The sequence below is a fragment of the Bradyrhizobium sp. CCBAU 11361 genome (assembly GCF_028128935.1).
Classification (GTDB): Bacteria; Pseudomonadota; Alphaproteobacteria; order Rhizobiales; family Xanthobacteraceae; genus Bradyrhizobium; species Bradyrhizobium niftali.
Map to the genome: position 1 here is coordinate 1 of NZ_LBJZ01000184.1, position 22,521 is coordinate 22,521.

General features: G+C 64.6%; 24 protein-coding genes and 2 pseudogenes. 16 read left to right on the forward strand and 10 right to left on the reverse strand.

The window, feature by feature from the left end:
- Together XI08_RS25410 and XI08_RS25415 are read left to right on the forward strand one after the other, a co-directional pair.
- Nucleotides 1–253: pseudogene (locus XI08_RS25410) on the forward strand (DUF308 domain-containing protein); the annotation flags it as partial.
- Nucleotides 254–391: 138 nt separating this feature from the next.
- On the forward strand, nucleotides 392–808 hold the full coding sequence (locus XI08_RS25415; protein ID WP_027544165.1) for a MucR family transcriptional regulator: 417 nt from the start codon (nucleotides 392–394) through the stop codon (nucleotides 806–808).
- Nucleotides 809–944: 136 nt separating this feature from the next.
- On the opposite strand, the gene XI08_RS25420 is transcribed toward XI08_RS25415, so the two are convergent.
- Nucleotides 945–1,373 (reverse strand): SufE family protein, encoded by a 429-nt coding sequence (locus tag XI08_RS25420; RefSeq protein ID WP_027544166.1) that lies wholly within the window; start codon nucleotides 1,371–1,373, stop codon nucleotides 945–947.
- 68 nt (nucleotides 1,374–1,441) lie between these two features.
- Nucleotides 1,442–1,876: a DUF5330 domain-containing protein gene (locus XI08_RS25425; protein WP_027544167.1), complete on the reverse strand. Its 435-nt coding sequence runs from the start codon at nucleotides 1,874–1,876 to the stop codon at nucleotides 1,442–1,444.
- 389 nt (nucleotides 1,877–2,265) lie between these two features.
- On the opposite strand from XI08_RS25425, the gene XI08_RS25430 reads away from it, so the two are divergent.
- The 3 genes from XI08_RS25430 to XI08_RS25440 are packed head-to-tail and all read left to right on the forward strand — an operon-like array spanning nucleotide 2,266 to nucleotide 5,282.
- The gene (locus XI08_RS25430; protein ID WP_271576456.1) at nucleotides 2,266–4,182 is read left to right on the forward strand and encodes a PAS domain-containing sensor histidine kinase; all 1,917 of its coding nucleotides are present in this window, start codon (nucleotides 2,266–2,268) and stop codon (nucleotides 4,180–4,182) included.
- Nucleotides 4,175–4,882, forward strand: coding sequence for a peptidoglycan-binding domain-containing protein (locus XI08_RS25435; RefSeq protein WP_271576457.1), 708 nt, complete (start codon nucleotides 4,175–4,177; stop codon nucleotides 4,880–4,882). Before XI08_RS25430 ends, XI08_RS25435 begins: the two co-directional genes overlap by 8 nt.
- Before the next feature lie 55 nt (nucleotides 4,883–4,937).
- Entirely contained in the window at nucleotides 4,938–5,282 is a 345-nt protein-coding gene (locus XI08_RS25440) for a DUF1491 family protein (RefSeq protein WP_027544170.1), read from the forward strand.
- A gap of 199 nt (nucleotides 5,283–5,481) precedes the next feature.
- On the opposite strand, the gene XI08_RS25445 is transcribed toward XI08_RS25440, so the two are convergent.
- Nucleotides 5,482–6,459, reverse strand: coding sequence for a DUF2336 domain-containing protein (locus tag XI08_RS25445; protein WP_271576458.1), 978 nt, complete (start codon nucleotides 6,457–6,459; stop codon nucleotides 5,482–5,484).
- A gap of 256 nt (nucleotides 6,460–6,715) precedes the next feature.
- Here XI08_RS25445 and XI08_RS25450 point away from each other — a divergent pair, with 256 nt between their 5' ends.
- From XI08_RS25450 to XI08_RS25475, 6 genes are all read left to right on the forward strand, one after another.
- A complete protein-coding gene (locus tag XI08_RS25450; RefSeq protein ID WP_027531082.1) occupies nucleotides 6,716–6,904 on the forward strand; it encodes a hypothetical protein in 189 nt (62 codons plus the stop codon).
- 14 nt (nucleotides 6,905–6,918) lie between these two features.
- Nucleotides 6,919–7,680, forward strand: a complete 762-nt coding sequence (locus XI08_RS25455; protein WP_271576459.1) for a hypothetical protein — start codon at nucleotides 6,919–6,921, stop codon at nucleotides 7,678–7,680.
- A gap of 482 nt (nucleotides 7,681–8,162) precedes the next feature.
- Entirely contained in the window at nucleotides 8,163–11,579 is a 3,417-nt protein-coding gene (locus XI08_RS25460) for a CHAT domain-containing protein (RefSeq protein ID WP_271576460.1), read from the forward strand.
- 29 nt (nucleotides 11,580–11,608) lie between these two features.
- A complete protein-coding gene (locus tag XI08_RS25465) occupies nucleotides 11,609–12,055 on the forward strand; it encodes a hypothetical protein (protein ID WP_271576461.1) in 447 nt (148 codons plus the stop codon).
- A complete protein-coding gene (locus XI08_RS25470; protein WP_027547280.1) occupies nucleotides 12,052–12,249 on the forward strand; it encodes a hypothetical protein in 198 nt (65 codons plus the stop codon). Before XI08_RS25465 ends, XI08_RS25470 begins: the two co-directional genes overlap by 4 nt.
- Before the next feature lie 2 nt (nucleotides 12,250–12,251).
- The gene (locus XI08_RS25475; RefSeq protein WP_271576462.1) at nucleotides 12,252–13,016 is read left to right on the forward strand and encodes a hypothetical protein; all 765 of its coding nucleotides are present in this window, start codon (nucleotides 12,252–12,254) and stop codon (nucleotides 13,014–13,016) included.
- A gap of 36 nt (nucleotides 13,017–13,052) precedes the next feature.
- Here XI08_RS25475 and XI08_RS25480 read toward each other — a convergent pair whose 3' ends face one another.
- Nucleotides 13,053–13,925, reverse strand: coding sequence for a LysR family transcriptional regulator (locus tag XI08_RS25480; RefSeq protein WP_271576463.1), 873 nt, complete (start codon nucleotides 13,923–13,925; stop codon nucleotides 13,053–13,055).
- 93 nt (nucleotides 13,926–14,018) lie between these two features.
- On the opposite strand from XI08_RS25480, the gene XI08_RS25485 reads away from it, so the two are divergent.
- A complete protein-coding gene (locus XI08_RS25485) occupies nucleotides 14,019–14,846 on the forward strand; it encodes an MBL fold metallo-hydrolase (RefSeq protein ID WP_271576464.1) in 828 nt (275 codons plus the stop codon).
- Between the two features lie 34 nt (nucleotides 14,847–14,880).
- Here XI08_RS25485 and XI08_RS25490 read toward each other — a convergent pair whose 3' ends face one another.
- From XI08_RS25490 to XI08_RS25500, 3 genes are all read right to left on the reverse strand, one after another.
- Nucleotides 14,881–15,888 carry a methyltransferase gene (locus XI08_RS25490; protein WP_271576465.1) on the reverse strand — a complete coding sequence of 336 codons (1,008 nt, stop codon included), beginning with the start codon at nucleotides 15,886–15,888 and terminating at the stop codon, nucleotides 14,881–14,883.
- A 78-nt stretch (nucleotides 15,889–15,966) separates the two neighbouring features.
- Nucleotides 15,967–16,374: a GFA family protein gene (locus XI08_RS25495; protein ID WP_027547275.1), complete on the reverse strand. Its 408-nt coding sequence runs from the start codon at nucleotides 16,372–16,374 to the stop codon at nucleotides 15,967–15,969.
- A 184-nt stretch (nucleotides 16,375–16,558) separates the two neighbouring features.
- A complete protein-coding gene (locus XI08_RS25500) occupies nucleotides 16,559–17,638 on the reverse strand; it encodes a Cj0069 family protein (protein ID WP_271576466.1) in 1,080 nt (359 codons plus the stop codon).
- Nucleotides 17,639–17,931: 293 nt separating this feature from the next.
- Here XI08_RS25500 and XI08_RS25505 point away from each other — a divergent pair, with 293 nt between their 5' ends.
- The 3 genes and pseudogenes from XI08_RS25505 to XI08_RS25515 all read left to right on the forward strand — a co-directional run bounded on the left by XI08_RS25505 (nucleotide 17,932) and on the right by XI08_RS25515 (nucleotide 19,288).
- Nucleotides 17,932–18,078 (forward strand): hypothetical protein, encoded by a 147-nt coding sequence (locus XI08_RS25505; protein ID WP_271576467.1) that lies wholly within the window; start codon nucleotides 17,932–17,934, stop codon nucleotides 18,076–18,078.
- A 59-nt stretch (nucleotides 18,079–18,137) separates the two neighbouring features.
- Nucleotides 18,138–18,371 (forward strand): hypothetical protein, encoded by a 234-nt coding sequence (locus XI08_RS25510; RefSeq protein WP_271576468.1) that lies wholly within the window; start codon nucleotides 18,138–18,140, stop codon nucleotides 18,369–18,371.
- A 37-nt stretch (nucleotides 18,372–18,408) separates the two neighbouring features.
- Nucleotides 18,409–19,288, forward strand: a pseudogene (locus XI08_RS25515) (DUF1259 domain-containing protein).
- A gap of 197 nt (nucleotides 19,289–19,485) precedes the next feature.
- Here the strand turns inward: XI08_RS25515 and XI08_RS25520 are convergent.
- Entirely contained in the window at nucleotides 19,486–20,178 is a 693-nt protein-coding gene (locus XI08_RS25520; RefSeq protein WP_271576469.1) for a glutathione S-transferase family protein, read from the reverse strand.
- A 30-nt stretch (nucleotides 20,179–20,208) separates the two neighbouring features.
- Nucleotides 20,209–20,445 carry a DUF1127 domain-containing protein gene (locus XI08_RS25525; RefSeq protein WP_271576470.1) on the reverse strand — a complete coding sequence of 79 codons (237 nt, stop codon included), beginning with the start codon at nucleotides 20,443–20,445 and terminating at the stop codon, nucleotides 20,209–20,211.
- A gap of 126 nt (nucleotides 20,446–20,571) precedes the next feature.
- On the opposite strand from XI08_RS25525, the gene XI08_RS25530 reads away from it, so the two are divergent.
- On the forward strand, nucleotides 20,572–21,552 hold the full coding sequence (locus XI08_RS25530; RefSeq protein WP_049823760.1) for a transcriptional regulator GcvA: 981 nt from the start codon (nucleotides 20,572–20,574) through the stop codon (nucleotides 21,550–21,552).
- A 30-nt stretch (nucleotides 21,553–21,582) separates the two neighbouring features.
- On the opposite strand, the gene XI08_RS25535 is transcribed toward XI08_RS25530, so the two are convergent.
- Nucleotides 21,583–22,383 (reverse strand): IclR family transcriptional regulator, encoded by an 801-nt coding sequence (locus tag XI08_RS25535; protein ID WP_271576471.1) that lies wholly within the window; start codon nucleotides 22,381–22,383, stop codon nucleotides 21,583–21,585.
- Between the last annotated feature and the right edge of the window lie 138 nt (nucleotides 22,384–22,521).

The following is a 22,521-nucleotide window of genomic DNA, read 5'->3' on the forward strand; positions in this document are numbered from 1 at the left end:
GCCGGCTGCCTCGCGCCGCCCGCCGCCGCGCTCGCCCTCGACCTTTGTCGAGGCGGCCCCGCCGCCTGCACCCGAGCCGGAGCCGCCGCCGGCGGTCGAGCAGGCGCCCGTGACCGTGCTCAAATCCGGCATCGTCGACGGCATGGCCTATTCGCTCTATTCCGACGGCTCGATCGAGGCGCAGATGCCGGAAGGTATGATGCGCTTTGCCTCGATCGACGAGTTGCGCGCGCATCTCGACCAGCGGTCCTGAGGACTTCCGCGGCCAAGTAAAGCCGCCACCGTTCTTGTCACTTTGTCAGTCGTCGCATTTTGGCCGAACGTATTGTTGACACGGAATACTTCGGCGTCGTCAATCCCGTGAGACGCCAGGCGGAGAAAGGTCGGGCCCATGTCGGATGCCGGGGCTAAGAATTTCATTGAGCTGACGGCCAGCATCGTCTCGGCCTATCTCGGGAACAATCCGACGCCGGCCGCCGAGATCCCGAACCTGATCAGCCAGGTGCACGGCGCGCTGGTGCGGGTCTCGTCAGGCCGCGTCGAGACGGCGCAGCTCGAGCCGGCCAAGCCGGCGGTGTCGCTGAAGAAGTCGATCGCGCCGGACTATCTGGTCTGTCTGGAAGACGGCAAGCGCTTCAAGTCGCTGAAGCGCCATCTGCGCACCCAGTACAACATGACGCCGGAACAATATCGCGAGAAATGGGGCCTGCCGGCCGACTATCCCATGGTCGCGCCGAACTACGCGGTGGCGCGCTCGCAATTGGCAAAGCAGATGGGTTTGGGACAGCAGCAGCGGAAGCGGAAGTAGAGCTGCATTAGCCTACAGCTTACTCGACCCTCATCCTGAGGAGCCCGCAAAGCGGGCGTCTCGAAGGATGGCCGCGGGCGAGAGCGGGGGCCTGCATGGTTCGAGACGCGCTTCGCGCTCCTCACCATGAGGGTCTTCAGGTGGCTTCCGCCAGCGCCTCTTTCGCGTCGGTCTTGATGCGTTCGACCATCGAGCGCAGGCCGTTGGAGCGCTGCGGCGTCAGGTGATCGCGAAAGCCGAACTCGTCGAACACCGCGATCGCGTCGGTCGCGAGGATTTCCTGCGGCGTGCGGCCCGAATAGAGCGCGAGCACGATCGCGACCAGGCCGCGCACGATATGAGCGTCGCTGTCGCCGCGATATCTGAGGATCGGCGCGCCGCCATCGCGCGCGACCAGCTTCTGGAGCCAGACCTGGCTGACGCAGCCATTCACCTTGTTGGCGGCGGAATGCTCGGCCTCGGGCATCGGTTCCAGGGTGCGGCCGAGCTCGATGACGTACCGGTAGCGGTCGTCCCACTCGTCCAGAATCTCGAAATTGTCCCTGATTTCGTCGATCGTCGTCATGCTGGCCCACAGTTCCTGTTCAGGCCAATATAGGGACGCGAAGCCGCGAAATCGATAGGGTTTGGGGGCTAATTCGCCGGCCCCGGTCCGCGCCATTCCAGCGCGAGGTCGTCCTGGGTCAGCGTGTCGCGCGGCGTCTCGCTCGCAGCAGTGTCGCCTTCGCCGGCCAGCGCGATCGAGCCGGTGTGGTCGGGCGCCTTCTTGTCGCTCTTGTCGTTCTTCTCGTTGGTGATGTGCTCTTTCTTGTCGTTGATGATCTGATAGATCTTCTTCGCGCCGTCCTGGGCGCGCTGGCCGATGATGGTTGCGGCCTGTCCGCCGACCTCGCAGGCTGTGGGCTGGCGCTTGCAGAACTGGGTCATGTCGGAGACGGCCGCGGTCGCAGCCTGCACCGCGTCGGCGGCGCCGATCTGCGGCAGCTTCTCCGATTCGGGCGTCTTGTCCCGCGGCAGGAGCACCAGCACCAGCCCGAGCCAGAATGTGATGCGGAGCAGAAAGCGCATCTTATCGACCTGTATGTTAGATCCCGCCGCGGCGATTTCCGCAGAGCGCGTCGGACCTAGCAACTCTCGATAAATCGCAAGTGATTGCCTTGAGCTTAATTCGCGGAAAATTTACGCAAAAAACTTCGAAAATGGCGGCCTCGTAAATTTTTCATTGATGCCGAGCCCCCGTGGCCTTGCGGTCTTCCGTATCCACCAATTCGAAACCATGCGGGCCGGGGGGAAACCCTGTGTTCACCATCCTCGCCGAAGACGTCGCCAAATCGTCTAAAAAGCTCCGCGATGACACGGTGTCCGGCACCGGGCCGCGCCGCCTTAGCACTCGTTTAAGGTCGCTCTGACACGGTGGCTCAACGACAAGGAGGCGTTCCGGCGCGTCTCTCCGACGAATGAGCCGAAGCGCGAGACCCGTGACAGTTTTGAGTATCATCCGCGATTGTCTCGATGCGCTGCTGCATCCCTCCGCGCGTTACGACGCGCTGACGCGAGCGCGCCATCGTGCCTTCATGGCGCCGCGTCTGCTCGGCAGCCTGGCCGCGTTTGCCGCATTCCCTGTTTATCTCGCCATGCGTGGCGCGCCGAGCGCGGTCGAGGTCGCCGCCCTTGCCTGGCTGATCGCGCCGATCATGTTGTCCTGGTTCCTGTCGCGCACCGGCCGCTACGAAGGCGCGCATGTGCTGTCCTCGCTCGCACTCGCCGGCCTGATCATGGCGGTCGCCCTCACGACCGGCGGCATCGGATCGTTCGCTGCGGTGTGGCTGATCGTCGTTCCGCTCGAGGCTGCGCTGTCGGCCTCGCGCCGCGTCGCGGCCTTCGCCTCGCTGCTCGCGCTCTCCTGCGCGGGGATACTGATCCTCGTCGGCCAGCTCGGCTGGCTGCCGCTGGACGAGCCGAGTGCCGCGCAGCGTAGCCTGCTGATGGCGTTCGGCGTCGCCTCGGCCACCCTCTATGCCGCGGCCCTCGCCTTCGGCGCGGAGTCGCTGGCGCGCACCGGCGTTGCGCTGCTGTCGCGCGAGGAGGAGCGTTATCGCCTGCTCGCGCGCAACATGAGCGACGTCATCTCGCGGCATCGGCGCAACGGCGCGGTGCAGTTCATCTCGCCGGCCGCCGAGGCCATGCTCGGCATGCCGGTTGCGCAGCTGCACGGCCACGGCCTGTTCGATCGCGTCCATGTCGCCGATCGCCCGGCCTATCTCACCGCTTTGTCGGATGCCGCGCGCGGCGACGTGCGCAGCGTCGAGTTCCGGCTGCGGCGGGAGCCGACCGGCTCGGAGCACGGCCAAGCCAATTTTCAGGTCGACTTCATCTGGGTCGAGATGCGCTGCCGGCCGCTCGACCAGGATCTCGGCCGCCAGCATATTGACCGCGATGCCGCACGCGAGACGGAAGTCGTCGCCGTGATGCGCGACGTCACCGATCGCAAGCTCTCCGAACAGGCGCTCGATCAGGCCCGCAGCGCCGCGGAGGCGGCCGACGCCGCCAAGACGCGCTTCCTCGCCACCATGAGTCACGAGCTGCGTACGCCGCTCAACGCCATCATCGGCTTCTCCGACATGATCGCGCAGGAGCAGACCCTGATGCTGGGTGCGGCCCAGCGCAGGGAATATGCCCAGCTGATCAACGATTCCGGCCAGCATTTGCTGTCGGTCGTCAACGGCATCCTCGACATGTCCAAGATGGAATCGGGCAATTTCGAGATTGCGTCGGAGCCGTTCGCGCCGCGCGCCTCGCTCATGCATTGCTGCAATCTGCTGGCGCTGAAGGCGCGGGAGAATGGCATCGACCTCGTCACCGACGCGCCGCAGGACCTGCCCGTCATGACCGGCGATCCGCGCGCCTTCAAGCAGATCGTGCTCAACCTCGTCGCCAACGCCATCAAGTTCACCGAGCGCGGCGGCCAGGTCTCCGTATCAGCCGCGGTGTCGGGGTCGCAGCTCACGCTGCGCATCAGCGATACCGGCGTCGGCATCGCGCCCGACGACCTCAAGCGTATCGGCGCGCCGTTCTTCCAGGCCGGCAAGACCTATCAGCGCCGTCACGAAGGCACCGGACTCGGACTTTCGATCGTGAAAAGTCTTGTGGCGTTGCATCTCGGCGATTTGACGGTACAAAGCAGGTTAGGGGAGGGCACCGCCGTCACCGTCAAGTTGCCGCTGGTCTACACGCCGCCGCAAGCCAAGCCCTTCGATGGCAAGGCGGCCGAGAGCAAGATCGCAACCTTGACGCCGGTCCCGCGCCAGGAACTTCACGACCAACATCACGACCAACTTCAGGACCAACCTGCTCCGGTGAAGAAAAGTGCCTAAGAAGTCTGCAAAGGGCGAAGCTGCTCCGCGCCGCCGTGGCGCCAAGGCCGCGGCCGTCGACATCGAGACCGAGCGCAACCTCGTGATGCGCGTGCTGCTGCACAGCCCCAAGGACACGCTGGCTGGCCTCGTCGCCGTTGCCGCCATCAGCGCGATCGTTGCCAATGCGCTGTTCCTCCAGACCGGCCGGCATCCGGCGCCGATGTTCGGCACCGTGATCAATCTTCCGATGCCGTCGTCCGTTCCGCAGGCCAATCCCTTGCCGCGCGCGCGCCCCGTCGGTGCAGATACGTCGCCGCTCGAGCCGAAGGCGACCGAGTTCCGCGTCGATCCCAAGCCTGCCGAGAGAGCGGCCGAGAAGGCGCCCGAGAAGCCCGTCGAGGCCACCGCATCGACGTCGCGCTCAGGCGATCCCATGACCAACCTGGTCAAGGCCACGACATCGCCCTCCGCTGCCGTCGCGCGCCCGCCGGCGCCGATCCCGGCGCAGCAGAGCCCGGCGGTGCGGCGCATCGCCGGCGTGCAGCGCGCGCTGTCCGAATACGGCTACGGCAATTTGAAGATCACGGGCACGATGGGTGCCGAGACCCAGTCCGCGATCCAGAAGTTCGAGCGCGAGCACAAGATGCAGGTCACCGGCCAGGTGTCCGATCGCCTGCTGCGCGAGCTCGCAGCCGCGATCGGCCATCCCGTCGAGTAAGCGTCACGCTCGCGGAGGCTGGTGCTGATCCCGGCACTGGCCTATCGTCCGACTCATGCGTTTGAAATCCAACATATGGGTCGCGGCCTATTTGCGCCGGTGCCAGACCGAGGGCGTGTTCGGCGCAGTGCGCCGTCGCGGCGCCGAGGAGGCGGGCGCGGTGTTCGTGAAGGTGTCGCTGCTCGACGGCAATGCGATGCTCTACGTGCCGGCGCCGCAGACCGTCTATGACGACGGCCGGCCGGTCGACCGCTTCTTCGTGCCGGTTGCGCCGCAGCCGCTGCCGGAGCCCGCCGTCGAGGAACGGCTGACCAGGGAAATCCGCTTCGATTCAGATGCCTGGATCGTCGAGACCGAAGACCGCGCGGGGCGGCACTTTCTCGAATTAGCGAAGACCTGATTGGCTCCCCCACCGTCATTGCGAGCCAACGGGTCCGCGCGAAGCGCGGCCCGATGACAGGCTCCGCGAAGCAATCCAGAATCTTTCCGCGGAGGGATTCTGGATTGCTTCGTCGCAAGAGCTCCTCGCAATGACGACCTCGGGGGCGTCGCGCGCCCTGCTCTCGATGTCACCGCCTGTGGAGCCGAGCGCCAGCGAACTACCGGTCCGGCGACCCGCCGGTGCCGGTCCGCACCGTCGGGCTGGAGCCGGGCTGCACGCCGGGCCGCGTCTGGCTTGCGCCCGCACGCGCACGCTGGCGTTCGCCATCGTGCAGCGACGACTGGTACTTTGCGCGCGTGACCGCGAGCGTGGAGCCGCGCCAGGCGGCCAGCATCACCAGCGCGGAGCGCTCGCCGAGGCGATCGTAGAGCCGCGACAGCCGGTACACGTTGTTCACGGAGTTGCCGATCTCCGGCTTGAAGAACAGGAGAATGCGCTGGAAGTTCGGGCTCGGCATGTCGAGCGCGCGCGCGGCGATCGCGAGCGCTTCGCCGCCGGGATCGTCGACGATCTGGGCCGCGACGCGCGAGGGCAGGATCAGGCTGTCGCCGAGCTCGTAGGTGAAATTCTCGACGTCGCCCGCGATCGCCGCCATCTCCAGGATCTGGATCGCGCGCTTGGCGCGCACGGTCGGAATCCGCGGCGCGGCCTTCAGCGGCGTCTGCTCCAGATTGTGCAGGATCAGCGCGCGCTGGGACGCATCGGCGCCGAAGAACATGTCGTGGATTTCGGCGGCGTCCGTCGGCTGCATCGCCATGTTCGAGGCCATGCGCTGCTCGGCCTCGGTCGGCGCGCGGACCGGGGAGGGCTCCGGCGCGGGCGCCGGGATTTCGCGCGCGAGCGGAACTCTGCGGCCTTCCTGGGCGGCGACCAGCCCGAGCTTCTGCAGGATCGGGACCGGCGTCGATGGATAGACCGCAAGCCGCGCCTTGACGGCCGCACGCGTCGCATCGTCGACCTGGTCGATCAATCGCGTGGCGAGTTCGACGAATTGCCGCTGTTCGTCCTCGCTGTGGACACGCGTCTGGACATAGAGGTCGGTCAGCACGCGCAGCAGCGTCGGGCGAACATCGACGCCTTCGCGACGGGAGAGGGTCATCAGACCGTCGAATCCGGGAAACAGCGACTTGGTCATGGAGGCGTACGCAACTCGGAAAAGAGACTCGCGGGCGAGCCTAGCGCAGGTTCTTTTAAAGCCTCGTTAAGGAAAACGAGGCGTGAAGCCGGCCCTGCAATTCCAGGCATTGTCGTGCCGCAACGGGACGGCGCGGCCGGTTCCGTGCGGTTACGGTCCAAAGGCCATCTTTACACCCCGTTAACCATGAGCTGATCTTAATGATCCGCATGTTGCTGGGGCGCGTTTGGTCGCGCGGCAATTGAAGAGAGCTGACATGGGGACCATCATCGAATTTCCGGCCGGTCGCCGGGTAGGCTCGTCGGGGGACGTCACACCGCGCGCGGACATGGGGACGATTCTGATCCTTCCCGTGATCCGCATCGAGCGCGAGGCGGACGAAACCAGCGGCGATCGTGGGCCGGAAGCGGGCACAGCGCCGGGGCGCCGTCGTCGTCGCCGCTAGATCCGGCTCTTGCAATGCCGGACACCATCCGCCAGATCCGGCCCTTCGTATCGGCCGTCCTACTCACGCTGCTCGGTGCGGCGCTCGGCGCCTGTAGTGGCGGCGATTTCGGCCGCACCCGCGAGAGCATGCGCAGCGACGACATGCATCGCTGGCTCGGCGCCGAGGTCACCGCGAGCGTCGGATTGAGGCCGTCGCAATTCCAGCTCACCGACGAGGAGCGCCAGCTGCGCGACCTCGCTTATCCCCTGATCGAGCCTCCGTTGTCGCGCCCCGCATGGAAGAGCGTGTTCGGCGACTACAAGGCCTTGCCGTCGCCGTGGCGGCAGAAGGTCGTGTTCGACCGCACCATGTACGGGCGCACGCTGATCGACGAGCCGCACCGTTCGCATTCCTCGCGCTATGCGCAGCTGATCGAGGACGTGCGCAACGACACCACCCGTTTCGAGCCGTTCTTCGCCTCCGCGATCCGCGTCATCGACCTCGACAAGAAGCGCAATGCCAGCATGGCGCGCGTCTCCTCCCTCTCGCCGAAGGAGAGGGAGGATGCGGTCGAGCGCATGCAGGAGAACTCGCTGATCATCCAGTGGGTGCAGCAGTGCCTCGAGCAGCGCGTCTCCTCCTATCGCTGGGCGCTGGAGCGCCTGGTGATCCAGGCGCCCGACGGCATGGCCGCCGACGCCGACCGTCTGATCGGCGAGCTCGCCGCCCAGACCGCCAACCCGCCGGTCCAAGCGCAGCCGCCCTACGGCCGCGCGGTCATCTCGAAGGGCTGACCCGCGGCAATTGCTTCGGCATCGCACGTTCGAGGAACGCGAACAGCCTGCGCTCGGAGTCCTGCGTGACGTCCGTGCAGGAGCGCGATGGCAGGGAACGGGCCGGCGCCGTCCGGCTTGAGCAGCGCCATGCGCGGTGCGACAAATTGGTCGATGCTCTCGGCTGCACCGGGAAGAACAAGGTCGGACGCAATTGTTGCTCCGCGGTGGATCGCCCGGCATCCCAGACCACAGGGGTCCATTGCAGCCCATCCTGCGCGGCGGCCCCGCCAGTACTCCAGGCTGCGACCACCCCTGCAACCAGCGCGACGAGCGCGCCAAGGCGCCACCGCTGCAGGGGGTTCGGGAACTCGTGCCTGGCGCAGCCGCCAGCCCCCTTGAGCATTATCCGCGTACCGATCTGATTGGCGCTTGTTCTTCGTCGCTATATCGATAGGATCATCTGGTTGCACCAAGTCATTTTTGCGCGAAGGAATTTTGGGATGAGCTCAGATTCCGGGACTCCGTTTGAATCCGCACCGAATTTTTCTCCACCGCGAATGCTGCTGGCATTTGCCCTCCTGCTGGGATCGGCCGGCTCCGCTGCCGCGCTGACCCAGGAGGCCGCGCTCGAGAACTGCCGGATGACGGTCGGCAAGCCGATCGTGCAAGCCTGCATGCAGGCTCAAGGCGGTCGCAAGGCCGGTGCCGATATCGAGGGATGCCGCGCCAAGGCCAAGCCGCAGGTCAAGGCCTGCGTGATGGCGGCTCTCAACGCCGCCAACGGCCGGGCCAATGTCGCCGTCGAGCTCCCGAAGGAAGCGGCGCCGAAGCTGGAGCCCGGCACCGCACTGCCGAAGGGCTTCATCGCGCCCCCCCGCACCATCGCCGACATCACTGCGATCCTCGATAGCGAGGAGCCGAACGAGAAGCTGATCGTGGAGCTGAAAGCGGACGCCGATTCCACGCCAAAGGGCAAGGAATCGCGCGAAGATCTCGCACGGTTCTATTTCGATCGCGCCAATGCGCGTGCTCAGCTCGGTCGGCTTGCTGAATCCATTGCGGATGCCAGCAAGGCCGTCGAGGTCGGCCGCGGCGCGGTCGAGCCTCAGCTGATGGGCCGCATGCAGCAGCTCCTCTCGCTGCAATACGCCGCAGCCGGCGATCCAAAGCGGTCGATGGAGGTGATCCAGAGGTTGTTGCGAGAGACCGCCACCCAGCCGGGCGCAAAAGGATACCAATTGAGCGCCAACCGGTCCGTCGTCGGCAACCTCATCCAGATGGGCGATGTCGCCCAGGCGGAAGCCTATCTGCGTCGCACGCAGGCCGCAATCCAGGAGGCGCGCACCAGCGGTCTTCCGGGGTGGCGCGCCTCCTATGCGCGCTTCGGGCAGAACTGGGAAGGGGAGGTCGAAGCGACAAGGGCGATGATCTTCGAAGCGCGCGGGCAGTTCGCGGAGGCCGAGGCTGCCTATCGCGTGGCCGAGCAGCGCAAGCGGGCCGGCATGAAGGGCGTGATGGAATCGGACAATCCCCCGGCAGAAACCGTCTTCCTGCAGTCGATTGACAACCTGGTGCTCAGTCAGGCCCGCATGAAGGCGCGACAAGGCCGGCTTGCCGAAGCCGAGGTCGACGCCCGTCGCGCTCTGCTGGCCCGACTGAAGGACACCGGCAAATACAATCCCGTGACGCCGCGCTACGTCATGGGTCTCGCCGGCATCCTGGTCGAAGAGGGCCGCTACGAGGAAGCCGAGCAGCTGGGCCGCGTGGCCCTGGAGATCAACAAGACCGTCGGAGTGCCCAACGATTCTCAATCCACCGTGCAGTTGCTCTCGCAACTGGCCGGCATCCTGGCGCTCCAGCGTAAGTCGCCGGAAGCCAACGGGATCTACGCGGCGATCGACAAGGCGATTGCCAATTGGGAGCCGCAGCGCCGCCAGGTGTTCGAGCTCAATCCGTCACGGATCCTCTCGCTGTATGCGTCCGGCCAGCTCGAGGCCGGCATCGCTGCGGCCGAGCAATTGGTGAAGAAGCAGGTCGGCCGCGTCGGCGAAAATCATTTCGATGCCGCCTCGGCGCGCGGTACGCTGGCGGTCGGTCTGATGCGAGCGCGGCGCGATGCCGAGGCCATCCGCGAGTTCAAGGCCGCCATCCCCATCATGATGGCGAGTGCGCGGGAAAACGCCGACGACGAGAACACGACCGTGGTCGCCGCGCGCAGCCAGCGCCTGCAGAGCATCGTGGAAAGCTATTTCGTGCTGCTTGCGCGCGCCGAAGCTGCGAGTGGCGGGGTCGGCGAGGAGACGTTCAGTCTCGCCGATGCCATCCGTGGTCACTCGGTTCAGCAGGCTCTGGCGGCATCGAGCGCCCGCGCGGCGGCCAAGGATCCGGGGCTCGCCGAGCTTGTCCGCAAGGAGCAGGACCTGACCAAGCAGGTCAACGCTCAGCTCGGCACGCTCAACAACGTGCTGGCGCTTCCCTCCGCGGAGCGCGATGAGAAGGGCGTTCAGCAGATCCAGGCGTCGATCGCCACCTTGCGCGGCGAGCGCGACAAGGCGCGCCAGCAGATCAAGCAGAAGTTTCCTGCTTACGCCGATCTCGTGTCGCCCAAGCCGCCGAGCGTCGCCGAGATTCGTGCGACGCTGGCCGACGACGAGGCCATGCTGTCGTTCTATTTCGGCCAGAACGGCAGCTTCGTCTGGGCCGTGCCGAAGTCAGGGGCGGTGGCGTTTGCCGCCGTCAACGCCAAGATCGGCGATATCGAGACCAGGATTCGCAAGCTGCGCGAGGCGCTGGAGCCGCAGGCGGCGATGATCTCGGACATTCCGCCGTTCGATCTGAAACTCGGTTACGAGCTCTACGAGCTGTTGCTGAAGCCGGTCGAAAGCGGCTGGAAGCCGGCCAAGAACCTGATCGTGGTCACCAACGGCGCGCTGGGCCTGTTGCCGCTGTCCTTGCTGCCGACCGCACCGGCGGAGGTGGCCGCGGACGAGGATCCGCTGTTCGTCGGCTATCGCAAGGTGCCATGGCTGGCCCGAACCCATGCCGTGTCGACGGTGCCATCGGCGGCTGCGTTGCGCACCCTGCGGCAGTTGCCGCCGGGCAAGCCTGGCCGCGGTGATCTCGTGGCGTTCGGGGACCCCTATTTCAACAGGGATCAGCAGGCCGAGGCTGAAGGCGGCGCCAAAATCGAGGTGGCCGACGCCGGCGGCAACGTCACGCGCGGCATGCCGCTGAAGCGCCGCAACAGCCCGAAGCTCGACGGCGTCGACAGCGCCGAGCTCGGTCTGCTGCCCCGGCTTCCCGACACGGCCGATGAGCTCAAGTCGATCGCGCTCGCCTTGCAGGCGGATCCTTCAAAAGTGTTGTTCCTCGGCAAGAGTGCGACCGAGAGCGCCGTCAAGACGATGAATCTCTCCGGCTTCAGAATCCTGGCATTCGCCACCCACGGTCTGGTCCCGGGCGAGCTCAATGGATTGACGCAGCCGGCGCTCGCTCTGTCGTCCCCGACCGTGACGGGCGAGGGCGGAGACGGCCTCCTGACCATGGAGGAGATTCTCGGCCTCAAGCTCGATGCCGACTGGGTCATCCTGTCGGCCTGCAATACCGGCGCAGGTGCCGGTGCGGGGGCCGAAGCGGCATCGGGGCTTGGCCGGGCGTTCTTCTATGCCGGAACGCGGGCATTGCTGGTGACGAACTGGTCGGTGCATTCGCAATCGGCGCGGCAGCTGGTGACCGACCTGTTCAAGCGGCAGGCCGACGATCCAAAGCTGTCGCGGAGCGAAGCGCTGCGCGAGGCGATGATGGGCCTCGTCGATGGCCCGGGCTATCTCAATGGCGAAGGCAAGACCGAGTTCGCCTATGCGCATCCGCTGTTCTGGGCACCGTACACGATCATCGGTGACGGCGGTGTACGTTGATGGCAGGTGAGGGAAGGATCGGACGGGAAATGAAGCGGACCATCTTGCTTGGGCTCATTGCGGGGGGCCTGCTGTTTTCGGGAGCGGCGCGAGCGGCAACACAATTGATCACCGAACAGGAAGCCAGGCTGCCGCCTCCGAAGGGGGCGATTGCCGCGGACCGGCGCGGCATCATGCGTGGTCCGAAGGTGGAATTCGTCTCGCCCGGCGATTCCGTCAACTCACCCCTGCGGCTGGTATTGAAGTTCGAGTCGTACGGTGGGGCGAAGATCGATCCGGAATCGGTCAAGGTGATCTTTCTGCGTTCGCCGAATGTCGATCTGACCGCCCGGGTCAAGCCGTTTGTCCAGCCCGACGGCATCAACATGCAGGACGCGGAATTGCCGCCGGGCGAATACACCGTTCGCGTCGACATCAAGGACAGTGACGGCCGGCCGGGCACGGCGATCTTCACGCTGAAGGTTGCGCCCAAGTGACGTGTCCGTACTGCCAGTCCGCCAACGCGGAAGGCGCGCTGGTTTGCGCGTCCTGTGGGCGTGATATTGCCGTTCCCGCCACGCTGATCGCGGAACGGGACGATCTGCGGCGCAAGCGTGACGAGCTGCGCGACGAGCTGAGGCAGGCCAGAGACGAAGTCGAGGCCATCATGCGGCGCAGGAAGCCGCGCTGACGATGGAATGTCCGTTCTGCGCCGAGACGATCAAGGACGAAGCCATCGCGTGCAAGCACTGTTCGCGCGATCTGCGCGTCGTGCGACCGACGCTTCGCGAGATCGACGACATCGTCGCCGACCTGGACAGGCTCAGGCGGGATCTCGATCGGGTCAACGTCCGCCTCGAGCGGTACAAGAATCCGCTGCGATATTTCGGAACGCATGCGGTTCTCTATGTCCTCATTCCATCACTGCTGCTGACGGTCGCGCATGTTCTGGTGACCATCACCTTCAACCTCTCTCCGATCCCGCTTCGGATCGCGTCGATCGTGATCCCGCTGCTGTTCGGGTTCGTGGCCTATCCCCTGCACAGGGTTTCGGCGGTGGGAGCGTTCGTGCTGGCGTTCCTGGCTGCGAGCGTCAGCATTCTGTCGATGCTGACGGTCACCGGCATCCACGATCGTGTCCCGATCCTGCCGGCCGTGTGGATTGAATGGCGGGAAGTGTTCGAATACGGAGCGAGCATCCTGCTGGCTTTCGTCTCCGGAAACATCCTGGGCGTCCTGATCTTCCAGGTGCTGCCGCGCGTGCTTGCCCAGGGCGGCAAGCCCAACGCGTTCGCCTTCAGGATGGCGCGCCTGCTTGGACAGCATGTCGGCGAAGAGCAATTGCGCCGCCGGGCTCGTTTGATCCAGGACCTCATGCAGACGGCGGGGCCGCTGGCCGGCATCGCCGCAACGGCCGTCGGCTCCATTTACGCCGGCCTGAAGGGCCTGCTCGGATAGTCGCGAGGATTGTGCCGGCGATGCGAATGATCGCGGTCAGCGTGCCGTGCCAGGCGTTTTGCGCGCGCCGGGCCGGCGCGCGGTTCGATCCGAGCTGCGCTGCTTCTGGATCTTTGCGACGAAGTCCTTCAGCGCGTCCGCCAGCGGCACTGACGCACGGTAGGCGAGGCCGACCTCGCGCCTGACCTTGACCTCGATCTCGCGCACGGCGACGTCTGGATTGCCCTTCGCCACGCCCTCCGGGACGATGGCGATGCCGACGCCGGCGGCGACCAGCGCCATGGCCCAATCCTCCGATTGCGCGATCGCCGCGCTCTGGCGCCGCTGCGCGGCGCGGCCGAAGAATTCGCTTTGCTCGCAATGGCAGCGGTCGATCATGGCAGCACCGGCGAGATCGGCGGTCCGGAGCCTGTCCTTCAGCGTCAGCGGATGCGACGGCGGCAAGGCGGCGACATAGCGCTCGCTCCACAGCGCGACGAAATGCTCGTCGGCGCGCAGCATGTTTTTCGAGATGATCCGCGCATCGGCGCGCTCGTCGCTGCCGACGAGGCGCAGCGCGATGTCGCTGCGCGCCGTCAGCGGCTTCAGCAGCGCGATCGTCCGGGGCACGTCGAGCGTGCGCATCAGGCCGAGCGTCACCGTCGTCCTGGTCGCCGGCTTCCTGAACAGGCTGCGCGCGGCGTCCGTCTCGTCGATGATGCGGCGGGCCAGCGCGTGAAACTGCTCGGCCGAGGCGGTGGGCGCGACGCCCTTCTTGTGCCGGATGAAAAGCGTGGTGCCGAGCTCGGCCTCCAGATTGGTGATCGCGGTGGAGATCGACGGCTGCGACACGAAGCAGGCGCGCGCCGCGGCGGTCAGGTTGCGCGCGCGATAGACGGCGGCGAAGTAGCGAAGCTCGCGGATGTCCATAGGATATACCTAGAGATATGATCAATATTCAATATTTTACCTATGGATCTGACGATGGCAAGAACGCCCTGGTCACAACGGGCGAGGACTTCCATGAAAATCCATCATCTCAACACCGGCACGATGTGCCCGATGGGCCGCCGCCTGGTGAACGGCACCGGCGGCCTGTTCCAGCGCGCCCGCATGGTCTGCCACTGCCTGCTGATCGAAACGGGTGACGGGCTTGCCCTGGTCGATACCGGCATCGGGCTTGGCGATATTGCAGCCCCTGACCGGCTCGGACGGCGCTGGCTGCGCCAGACCGCGCCACGGCTCGATCCGTCCGAGACGGCGGTCGAGCAGGTGAAGGCGCTCGGCTATTCGCCCGCCGATGTACGCCACGTGCTGCTGACCCATCTCGATCGCGATCACGCCGGCGGCGTGCCCGACTTTCCCCATGCCGCGATCCACGTCCATCGAGCCGAATACGACATGGCGGTGCAGCGCAAGCCGGCGCCGCCGGAAGGACGCTACGTCACCGGGCAGTGGAGCCATGGACCAAGCTGGACGTTCTATGGCGAAGCCGGCGAAGACTGGTTCGGTTTCAAGGGCGTGCGGGCGCTCGGCGACAGCGAAGCGGACATCCTGATGATCCCGCTCGCCGGCCATACGCTCGGCCATTGCGGCATCGCGGTCCGGTCAGGCGACACATGGCTGCTGCATGCCGGCGACAGTTATTTCCATCACGGCCAGCTCGCGGCATCCCCGCGCATGCCGCTGGTGCTCGGCTATTTCCAGCGCCGCGCCGACATGGACCGCAAGCAGCGGATCGCCAACCAGGCGCGGCTGCGCGCGCTGAAGCTCGACCACGGCGGCCGCGTGAGGATCGTCAACAGCCATGATCCCGTCGATTACGAGTTCTGCCGGTGTGGGACGCACTGAGAGGTGAGGGATCACGCAATGCGAAGCATCGCCGCTACGCGTGTGGCCGTGCCTCGATGACGTTGATGTTGCCCGCAGGGGCAATTTGGGTCAGTTCGAAGCCTGACTTTGACAAGAGGGTTCCAAACTCCTCCCGGGTTCGTTCTCGCCCGCCAGGCAGGACCAGCATGTTCAGATCGCTGAACTTTGTTGCCGGCATTTCGTTTGGGGGCGCGACAATCCGTTCGATGAGGATCAATTTTGCCGTCTCTGCCATTGCGCGCCGGCAGGATTTCAGAATCGCGATGGCCTCTTCGTCCTCCCAGTCATGGATCACCACGCGCATGACATAGGCGTCACCGCCCCCGGGCACCGCCTCGAAGAAGCTTCCCCCGACCACATCGCAGCGATCGATGACACCTTGCTCGGACAATACAGTCTTTGCACCGGCAACAACGCCGGGCAGATCGAACAACGTGCCACGCGTCTGAGTGTGGGCTCTCAGGATGGCGCTCAGCATCAATCCGCACCCGCCGCCGACGTCTACGACGCGGCCGAAGGAGGAGAAATCATAGGCGGCGATGACGGCCTCGGCGCTTCCACGCGACAGCTCGGTCATTGCCCGATCGAACACAGCGCCTTGTTCGGGACGCTCGGTGCGATACTCCCAAATTCCCTTGCCGTGGACGTATTGAAAGGCGTTCTCACCCGTCAGAATGCTGTGTTCGAGATTCCCCCAGGTTTGCCAGACATAGTCGCTTCCGGCGTATTCCGCCCAGGCTCCAAGGGGAGTCGCAGAGTTGGCACGCAGGCAATCGGCCATCGGTGTCAGCGCAAAGGTCCGAGTTTCAGCCTCATGGAAAACACCAATTGCGGCGAGTGCTCGCAGGAGCCGATAGAGCGAGCCGGCATGGCTGTTCGTCAATGTGGCCAGTTCCTCGACGGAGCGTGAGCCATCCTTCAGGTGATCGGCAACGCGAAGCTTGGCGGCGACGTGAAGCGCCTGCGTCACGTGGAAGCCGTTGATCAGTCCCAGTAAGTCAAGCCACGGTTTGGAAGTCATCTCTGCGCTCCCTAGGCTTATTGCTCAGCGCGGCGATTCCCCGCCGAATGCTTGCGCGGCCGGTATCACCTCCCGCTGCTACGGCGGCGGTGGATAGCGGTCGAATGTCGGCAGCTCGTGCGCGCGCTCCATCCAGCGGAGGCGCTCGGCGACCTGGATATGCACCGTCGCGGGGACAGCATCTGGATCGTCGTAGGTCGCGCTCTGGATATCGATGATTCCGGGCAACATGTTGGCATTGACGTAAAACAGACCGGTCCCGCAGTTGCCGCAGAAGTGCCGCCGACCATGTTCCGAGGAGCTGTAGACCTTGGGCTCCCCCTTGGTCACTGTGACAGCATCATCGGCGTACATCGTCCAGCCGACCACAGGTGCGCCGGCGTGGAGTCTGCAATCGCGACAGTGACACAGCGCATGCACGATCGCTTCGCCCTCGACCTGATAACGGATTGCGCCGCAATGACAGCCACCGTTGATGGTGCTCATGCCTTCCTCCCGATCGAAGCAGGTTTCCCGGATCGATAGCTCTGGAGACTCGCAGCTTCAACGGGGGCCATCGATCCGCGCTTGCGTCCTACTGTCGCGTGACAACTCCCGCCATCGCCTGCTGGGCGAGGGTGCAGCAGCCTCCGAGCCGCAGTGCGAGATGATGTTGCGCGCTCGCCGGTTTTTATCTGCCGGAACCGGTGCCTTGAGTCTGTAGAATGCGGCATTTCACCGTCCGTGCGATGGCCGCCGGCGCCTCCTCGGGGATCGCAAAACAGGAGCTCGCGTTGATTTCACACAGGACGTATGTGTCGGCGCCCGCCGCGTCGCGAGGTCCGTAGAGGAAGTCCGCGTCCCAGATCACCGGCAGCGAGGATTCATCGATGCCGAGCGTGTCCATCATCCGCGGCGTCCATTCGTCCTCCATCGACCTTCGCAACGCCTGGAATTGCGGAGCATCGGGCCCGTGCATGATCCGCGGGCCCGGTTGCGCCTCGGGCGAGTCCACACCTTCCGGCGGCGGCGGGATCAAGGCCTTGATCAGTTGGTGCCCGAAGCCCGCGACCTTGGACCCGCTCATGTAGCAGCGGATCATGCCGTCGGGCAGGCGAGGCTGAAACGCCTGATCGATGATGCAGCCGCCCCAGCCGAAATAGGGCTCGCAACGCGCGAGGAAGCCATCGAGCGGAATGTCCTCGGGCAGGCTCCCGCGCTGCGCGTGGAGCACCCGAACCATGGTGCCCGCGTTCGAGACGGCCTCGACCTTCCAGACGCCTTGGCCTCCGTTGCCGCGATTTTGCTTGAGCACGCGGGGGCCGTTCGCGCGAAGCCGCGACGGGAATTCGGCGCGGAAGGAGGCCGCGGTGTCATAGCGATGCGTATCCGCGCCCCAGCCCAGGTGACGCGTGCGGTAGAGCACGTCCTTGACGCCCATTTTCAAGATGACGTCCGGATGTGCGCTCACCCAAGGCCCTCGCGCCGCAACGCCACGGAGCAGGGGATCGAGCTCAGCGCGCGTCTTGCCTTGATGGATCGGGTCGACCCAGACGAGCACGCCGTCGACCGCGAGCAATTGATCGCGGACGGCGTCGGCAAAGGTCTCGTCGTAGATGACTGGCCGGGCTTCGATGCCGATAGCGGCGAGTGCCTCGAAGACGCGGACGAAGCGGCTGTTCTGCGGTGTGGCATCCGCCCGCGCGGCGGCATCGCCGCGTGAGAGGATGGCAACGGTGGATCGGAGAGGAAGGTGTTGTTCGGTGTCCATGCGCAAGCTCCACGAAGTGCGTGCTGCGCAGAGCTTGGACCGAAGTCTCTTGGGGGGTCTGCATTTGCCCCCATGCGCACGACCTTACGTGAGATCGTCCTCGGCTTTCAAGACGGTAGCGCGGTTCCATTCGAACGGCGAACGCCTCATGGAGCCTGCCTGGCGCTTTCGCGCAATGCGCAGGTTGACAGCTTGGCGTTCCGGGTTTTCTATTTCCGGCAACGGGGATGTGCGATCTCCCCGTGAGGCGTCATGCCCAAGAATCGCGTCCTGATCTTCACCAAGGGCGCAGCATGTCACCTTACCTCCGAATTCATCCGACAAATCGTTTCGGCCCCTCGCTCCAGCGCGGCGCGCCGGAGCTTGTCGGCGCGCATACCGACAAGGGCGTCCCGGCGGACCTGCGTCTGGGGCGTGACCTCTCGGTCTGCGCCATTTAGAAGGGCAGCGTCGCAAAAGCGGACTTCACCTGGGGCGGGAAATGACCGGGAGAACGACCATGCGAACACGGACAATCCTTCTCACCCTCCTGTTTCTGGCGATCGCGGCTGGCATGTCGACCGCACGCGCGCTGACTCAAGATGAGTTGATCGCCAGGATCCAGGCGGCCGGCTACACGCAGGTCAGCGAGATCAAGTCGACCGCGGAGGGGACGACTGCCAAGGCGGTCAAGAACGGCAAGCCGGTGCGGCTCCTCGTCGACGGTGCCGGCCAGATCAAGGAACAGAACTGAACTCCGGAAACCGGATTTCGCTTGAGGGAGCAGATCAATGCGAAGAACAATTTTGCTGCTGATGAGCATCGGCGCATGCTTCATCGCGACCGCTCACGCGCAGGATGTCGACTGGCAGAAGGTCGATGATGCGCTGGGCCGAAAGCCGGCCGTCACCGGCGACGTGCATCGCTATGGTTTTCCACGCACCGACCTGACGGTGACGCTTGACGGCGTGACCATCAAGCCGGCGCTGGCGCTCGGCGGCTGGGTCGCGTTCAAGCCTGCACATGGTGGCGTCATGGCGATGGGCGATTTGGTGCTGCTCGAATCGGAAATCAACCCGGTCATGCAGAAGATGAGCGAGAGCGGGTTGGAGATCACTGCCGTTCACAATCATCTGCTCGGCGCGAGCCCGGCGACGTTCTACATGCACGTGGCCGGGCACGGTGATCCGCTCAAGATCGCGACCGCCATCAAGACCGCGCTTGCCGACGCCCATGTCGGCGCCGGCTCCGGCGGTCCCTCCGCCTGCCGTCGATCTCGATACTGCGCAACTCGACCAGATCATCGGCGTCAAGGGGCAGGCCAACGGCGGCGTCTACCAGTTCAACGTTCCCCGCCGCGATCCGATTACCGAAGAAGGGATGCAGTTGAGCCCCGTCGGTCCGCTGGGCGTCGCAACCGCCATCAATTTTCAACCGACTGGCGGCGGCAAGGCGGCCATCACCGGCGATTTCGTAATGACCGGCGACGAGGTGAACGCCGTGATCAAGGCGCTGCGCTCGCATGGCATCGCCGTGACGGCTCTCCATAGCCACATGCTGGATGAACAGCCGCGCCTCTTCTTCATGCATTTCTGGGCGAACGACGACGCGATCAAGCTTGCCAACGGCTTGCGTGCCGCGCTCGACAAGACGGCCAGCACGAAAAGCTGACGCCGGATGGCGGCTGCGCGCGAGGATATTCGGCGAAATGCAGGTCGGGCCATTCATGCGCAATCGCCTCGAAGCATCGAGCGTTGCGCAGAGCTTGGGCGGAGACCGTCTGACGGGGAGGCTGCGGTTCCCCGCGTGATCAACTTAGTCGTGTCAGGTGCGCTCGGCAAAGCACCACGGGCAGAGTGCAGCTGAGATCAGCATTTCGGCCGATGCGAGGTCGCCCATTCGCGCGCGTGCGGGATAGGCTCGCGTGGCGGCAGGCTTGCACGCAGCGTCCGTGTGGTCGAGAGGTTCTCCATTCCGGCGCGCCAGCGACAAAACGATGGGAATTTCCGATACATGGATTGGCCTTCGTCGGTCAGTCCAAAGGCAAAGGTGCACGGCAGCATGTAGAAGTCGGCAAGTGTAAGCTCGGACCCGAGCAAGTAATCCCCGTCATGCGCCAACTCGCGCTCCATCGCGCCCAGCGCAATTTCGATCTTCGGGAGCGCGTGAGCCACGACTTTCTCGTCGGAGGCGATGCCAAGCTCCGGGAAGACCAGGCGTTCGTGGGTCACGTGGTAGATCATGTACGGATAGAAGTAGGAGTTGACGGCGCTGATCCATTGGTTCATCCGCGCCCGCGCGCGGGGTTCTTTCGGCGTGAGGCGGGGCTCCGCGAAAACCTCGTCGATGTAGTCGACGATCGCGTCGGTCTCATAGAGGATGAAGTCGTCGTGCCGCAAGATGGGGACGCGATTGAACGGGTGCAGCGCCAAATGTTCGGCCTTGCCCATGACGGGTTCGAGGTCGTTGAAGACGTAGGACACGTCCTTGTGCGTAAGGACGAGCCGGACGATGTTGACGAAGGTGCTGCGAGGAAACCCGTAAACGATAGGCTCGGCCATGATTCTCCTCCCGTGTGTAGCTAGGTTCGTCTATTGCCAGAATGGTTTATCCGCCTGCTCTAGAGCTTCGTCTCGGGTGAGCCCGAGGTCGGCGAGCAGGTGTGGGTCATCGGCGATGTTGCGCAAGCCGGCACGCTGATGCGCTCGCTCGCTGCAGGACAACCACTTGTCCAGGAGTTTCACCCATGAATTGGGTTGATGATCTCCGACTGCTGCCCTGCGTCCAGCGCGCTGGAGAAGAGCGGTATTGGCAAAAAGGATTGACATCAGACGGCTCCAAACCTCATGATTTCGATAAGCTGACTGCCTCATAGGGCAAGTAAGGCCCAGGCCGCAAAGCATCGTTTCTCAGGCCTGCCTGAATTTTTCTAATGACCTGCCGGATGTTTCGCGATGCGCCCGCATTTGCCATCTCTGAACGCGTTGAAAGCCTTTGAGGCGGCGGCGCGGCATGGGAGCTTCACGCGCGCAGCGCAGGAGCTGTGTGTCACGCAAGGTGCAGTGAGCCATCAGGTGAAGGCGCTGGAGACGGAGCTTGCGATCAAGCTGTTCAATCGCGAGCGCCAGCGTCTGATCATCACGGAGGCAGGCCGGGATTATCTCGCCGTGGTGCGCGATGCGCTGGACCGGATCGCCGCCGGGACCGAGCGATTGCTTCAGCGGCAAAGCGCAGGCGTTCTTACCGTCAGCACCTCGCCGGACTTTGCTGCCAAATGGCTGGTGCACCGGCTTGGTCAGTTCGCCGAAGCGCATTCCGACATCGATCTGCGCGTTTCCGCGACGCTGCATCACGTCGATTTTGTGCGCGAAGATGTCGATCTTGCCGTGCGTCACGGCGATGGTAATTGGCCGGGCCTGGACGCGGTCAGGTTGTCGGCGGAGCGGCTCTTTGCCGTATGCAGTCCGAAGCTCCTGTCGGGACGTCGCCGTATCGGCGGGGTCGCTGACATCCTGAAGTTTCCGCTCATTCACCTCGACAGCCGATCCGATTGGGCAAACTGGCTACGCGGTGTTGGCATCGATGATGCCGATGTCAGTCACGGCCCGGTGCTCAACCGCGCGAGCATGGTGATCGATGCGGCGATCAATGGACAAGGGATTGCCCTTGCGCGCACGACTTTGGCGGCCTGGGATTTGATCAACGGTCGGCTGGTACTGCCTTTCCCGGAATCCTCGCCGCTGTCGAAGACCTACTGGATTGTTGGTCCGAAGGCGACCGCCGCCCTGCCAAAGATTGCGATCTTTCGCGAGTGGCTTTTGGCAGAAGCGGCCGCCGATTTACGGCAGCTAAAGAGCGTAGCTCCGCGGTCAGGCGCGAGGACGGCAGGCCGAAACAATCGTTATGGTAGCCCGCGCTCGTCCAGGCCCACATGATCGCTAGGACGCCTGCGATCAAGTGCGCTATCAGAATTTCTCAGATGCATCGCCTGCTCCATCCTCGTCATCCCCGAGGATTGTTTCCGACAGCAGCGCAGCGGCTTTCTGCAGTGGAGCTATAAACCGATCCAACTCGGCGAAGCTCACGCGTGCCACGGGAACGGAGACGCCCAGGCACGCGATCAGTTCGCGATCCGGAGACACGATGGGGACGGCGCAGCCGACGACCCCTCTCACATATTCTTCATTGGTCTTGGCCCAGCCGCGTTTGCGGGTCTCGTCGAGGACCTTCATCAGGTTTTCGACGTCGATGATGGTCGTCTCGGTGTACCTGGTGAGCGAAAGTGCGCGGCACAGCTTCTCGCGCGCTCGTTCGGGCAATCGGCTCATGTAGATCTTGCCGGTCGAAGTGCAGTGGAGCGGTGCCGCTTCGCCCGGATTGAATTGAAGCCCCTGCGGTTGCGACACGCGGACGCTGTCGACATAGGCAACGACATTGTCCCGCACGACACCGATCTCGCATTGCTCGCCGATTTCAGCCGCGACTGCGCGGAGCACGGCGTGCCGGCGTGCGGTCCGGAAAGCTGCGCCGATGACTTTGGCCGACAGCGTGACCAGTTGGTTGCCAACCACGTAGCGCTTCGTGCCCAGGGCTTTCTGGAGAAGCCCGCGCTGCTCCAGATTTCCGATGAGACGATGCGCGGTGGGCAGCGGGAGAGCGAGCGCATTGGCGATTTCTGCGACCGAGACAGCTCTGACTTGACCCGCGACATGGCCAACGATGGCGAATGCCCGGTCGAGTGGTCCGTCGGAATTGGTTTGCTGCATCTGCCGGTCCTCGATTGACGAGCCAAATAATTATCATTTTTCGGAATAAATACTATTGAAATATGAAAATCACTCTTGGCCGCGTCCGTAGATTGCTCATATCGTTGGCGTCGCCGAAAGGTGATCAGGATTTGTGCA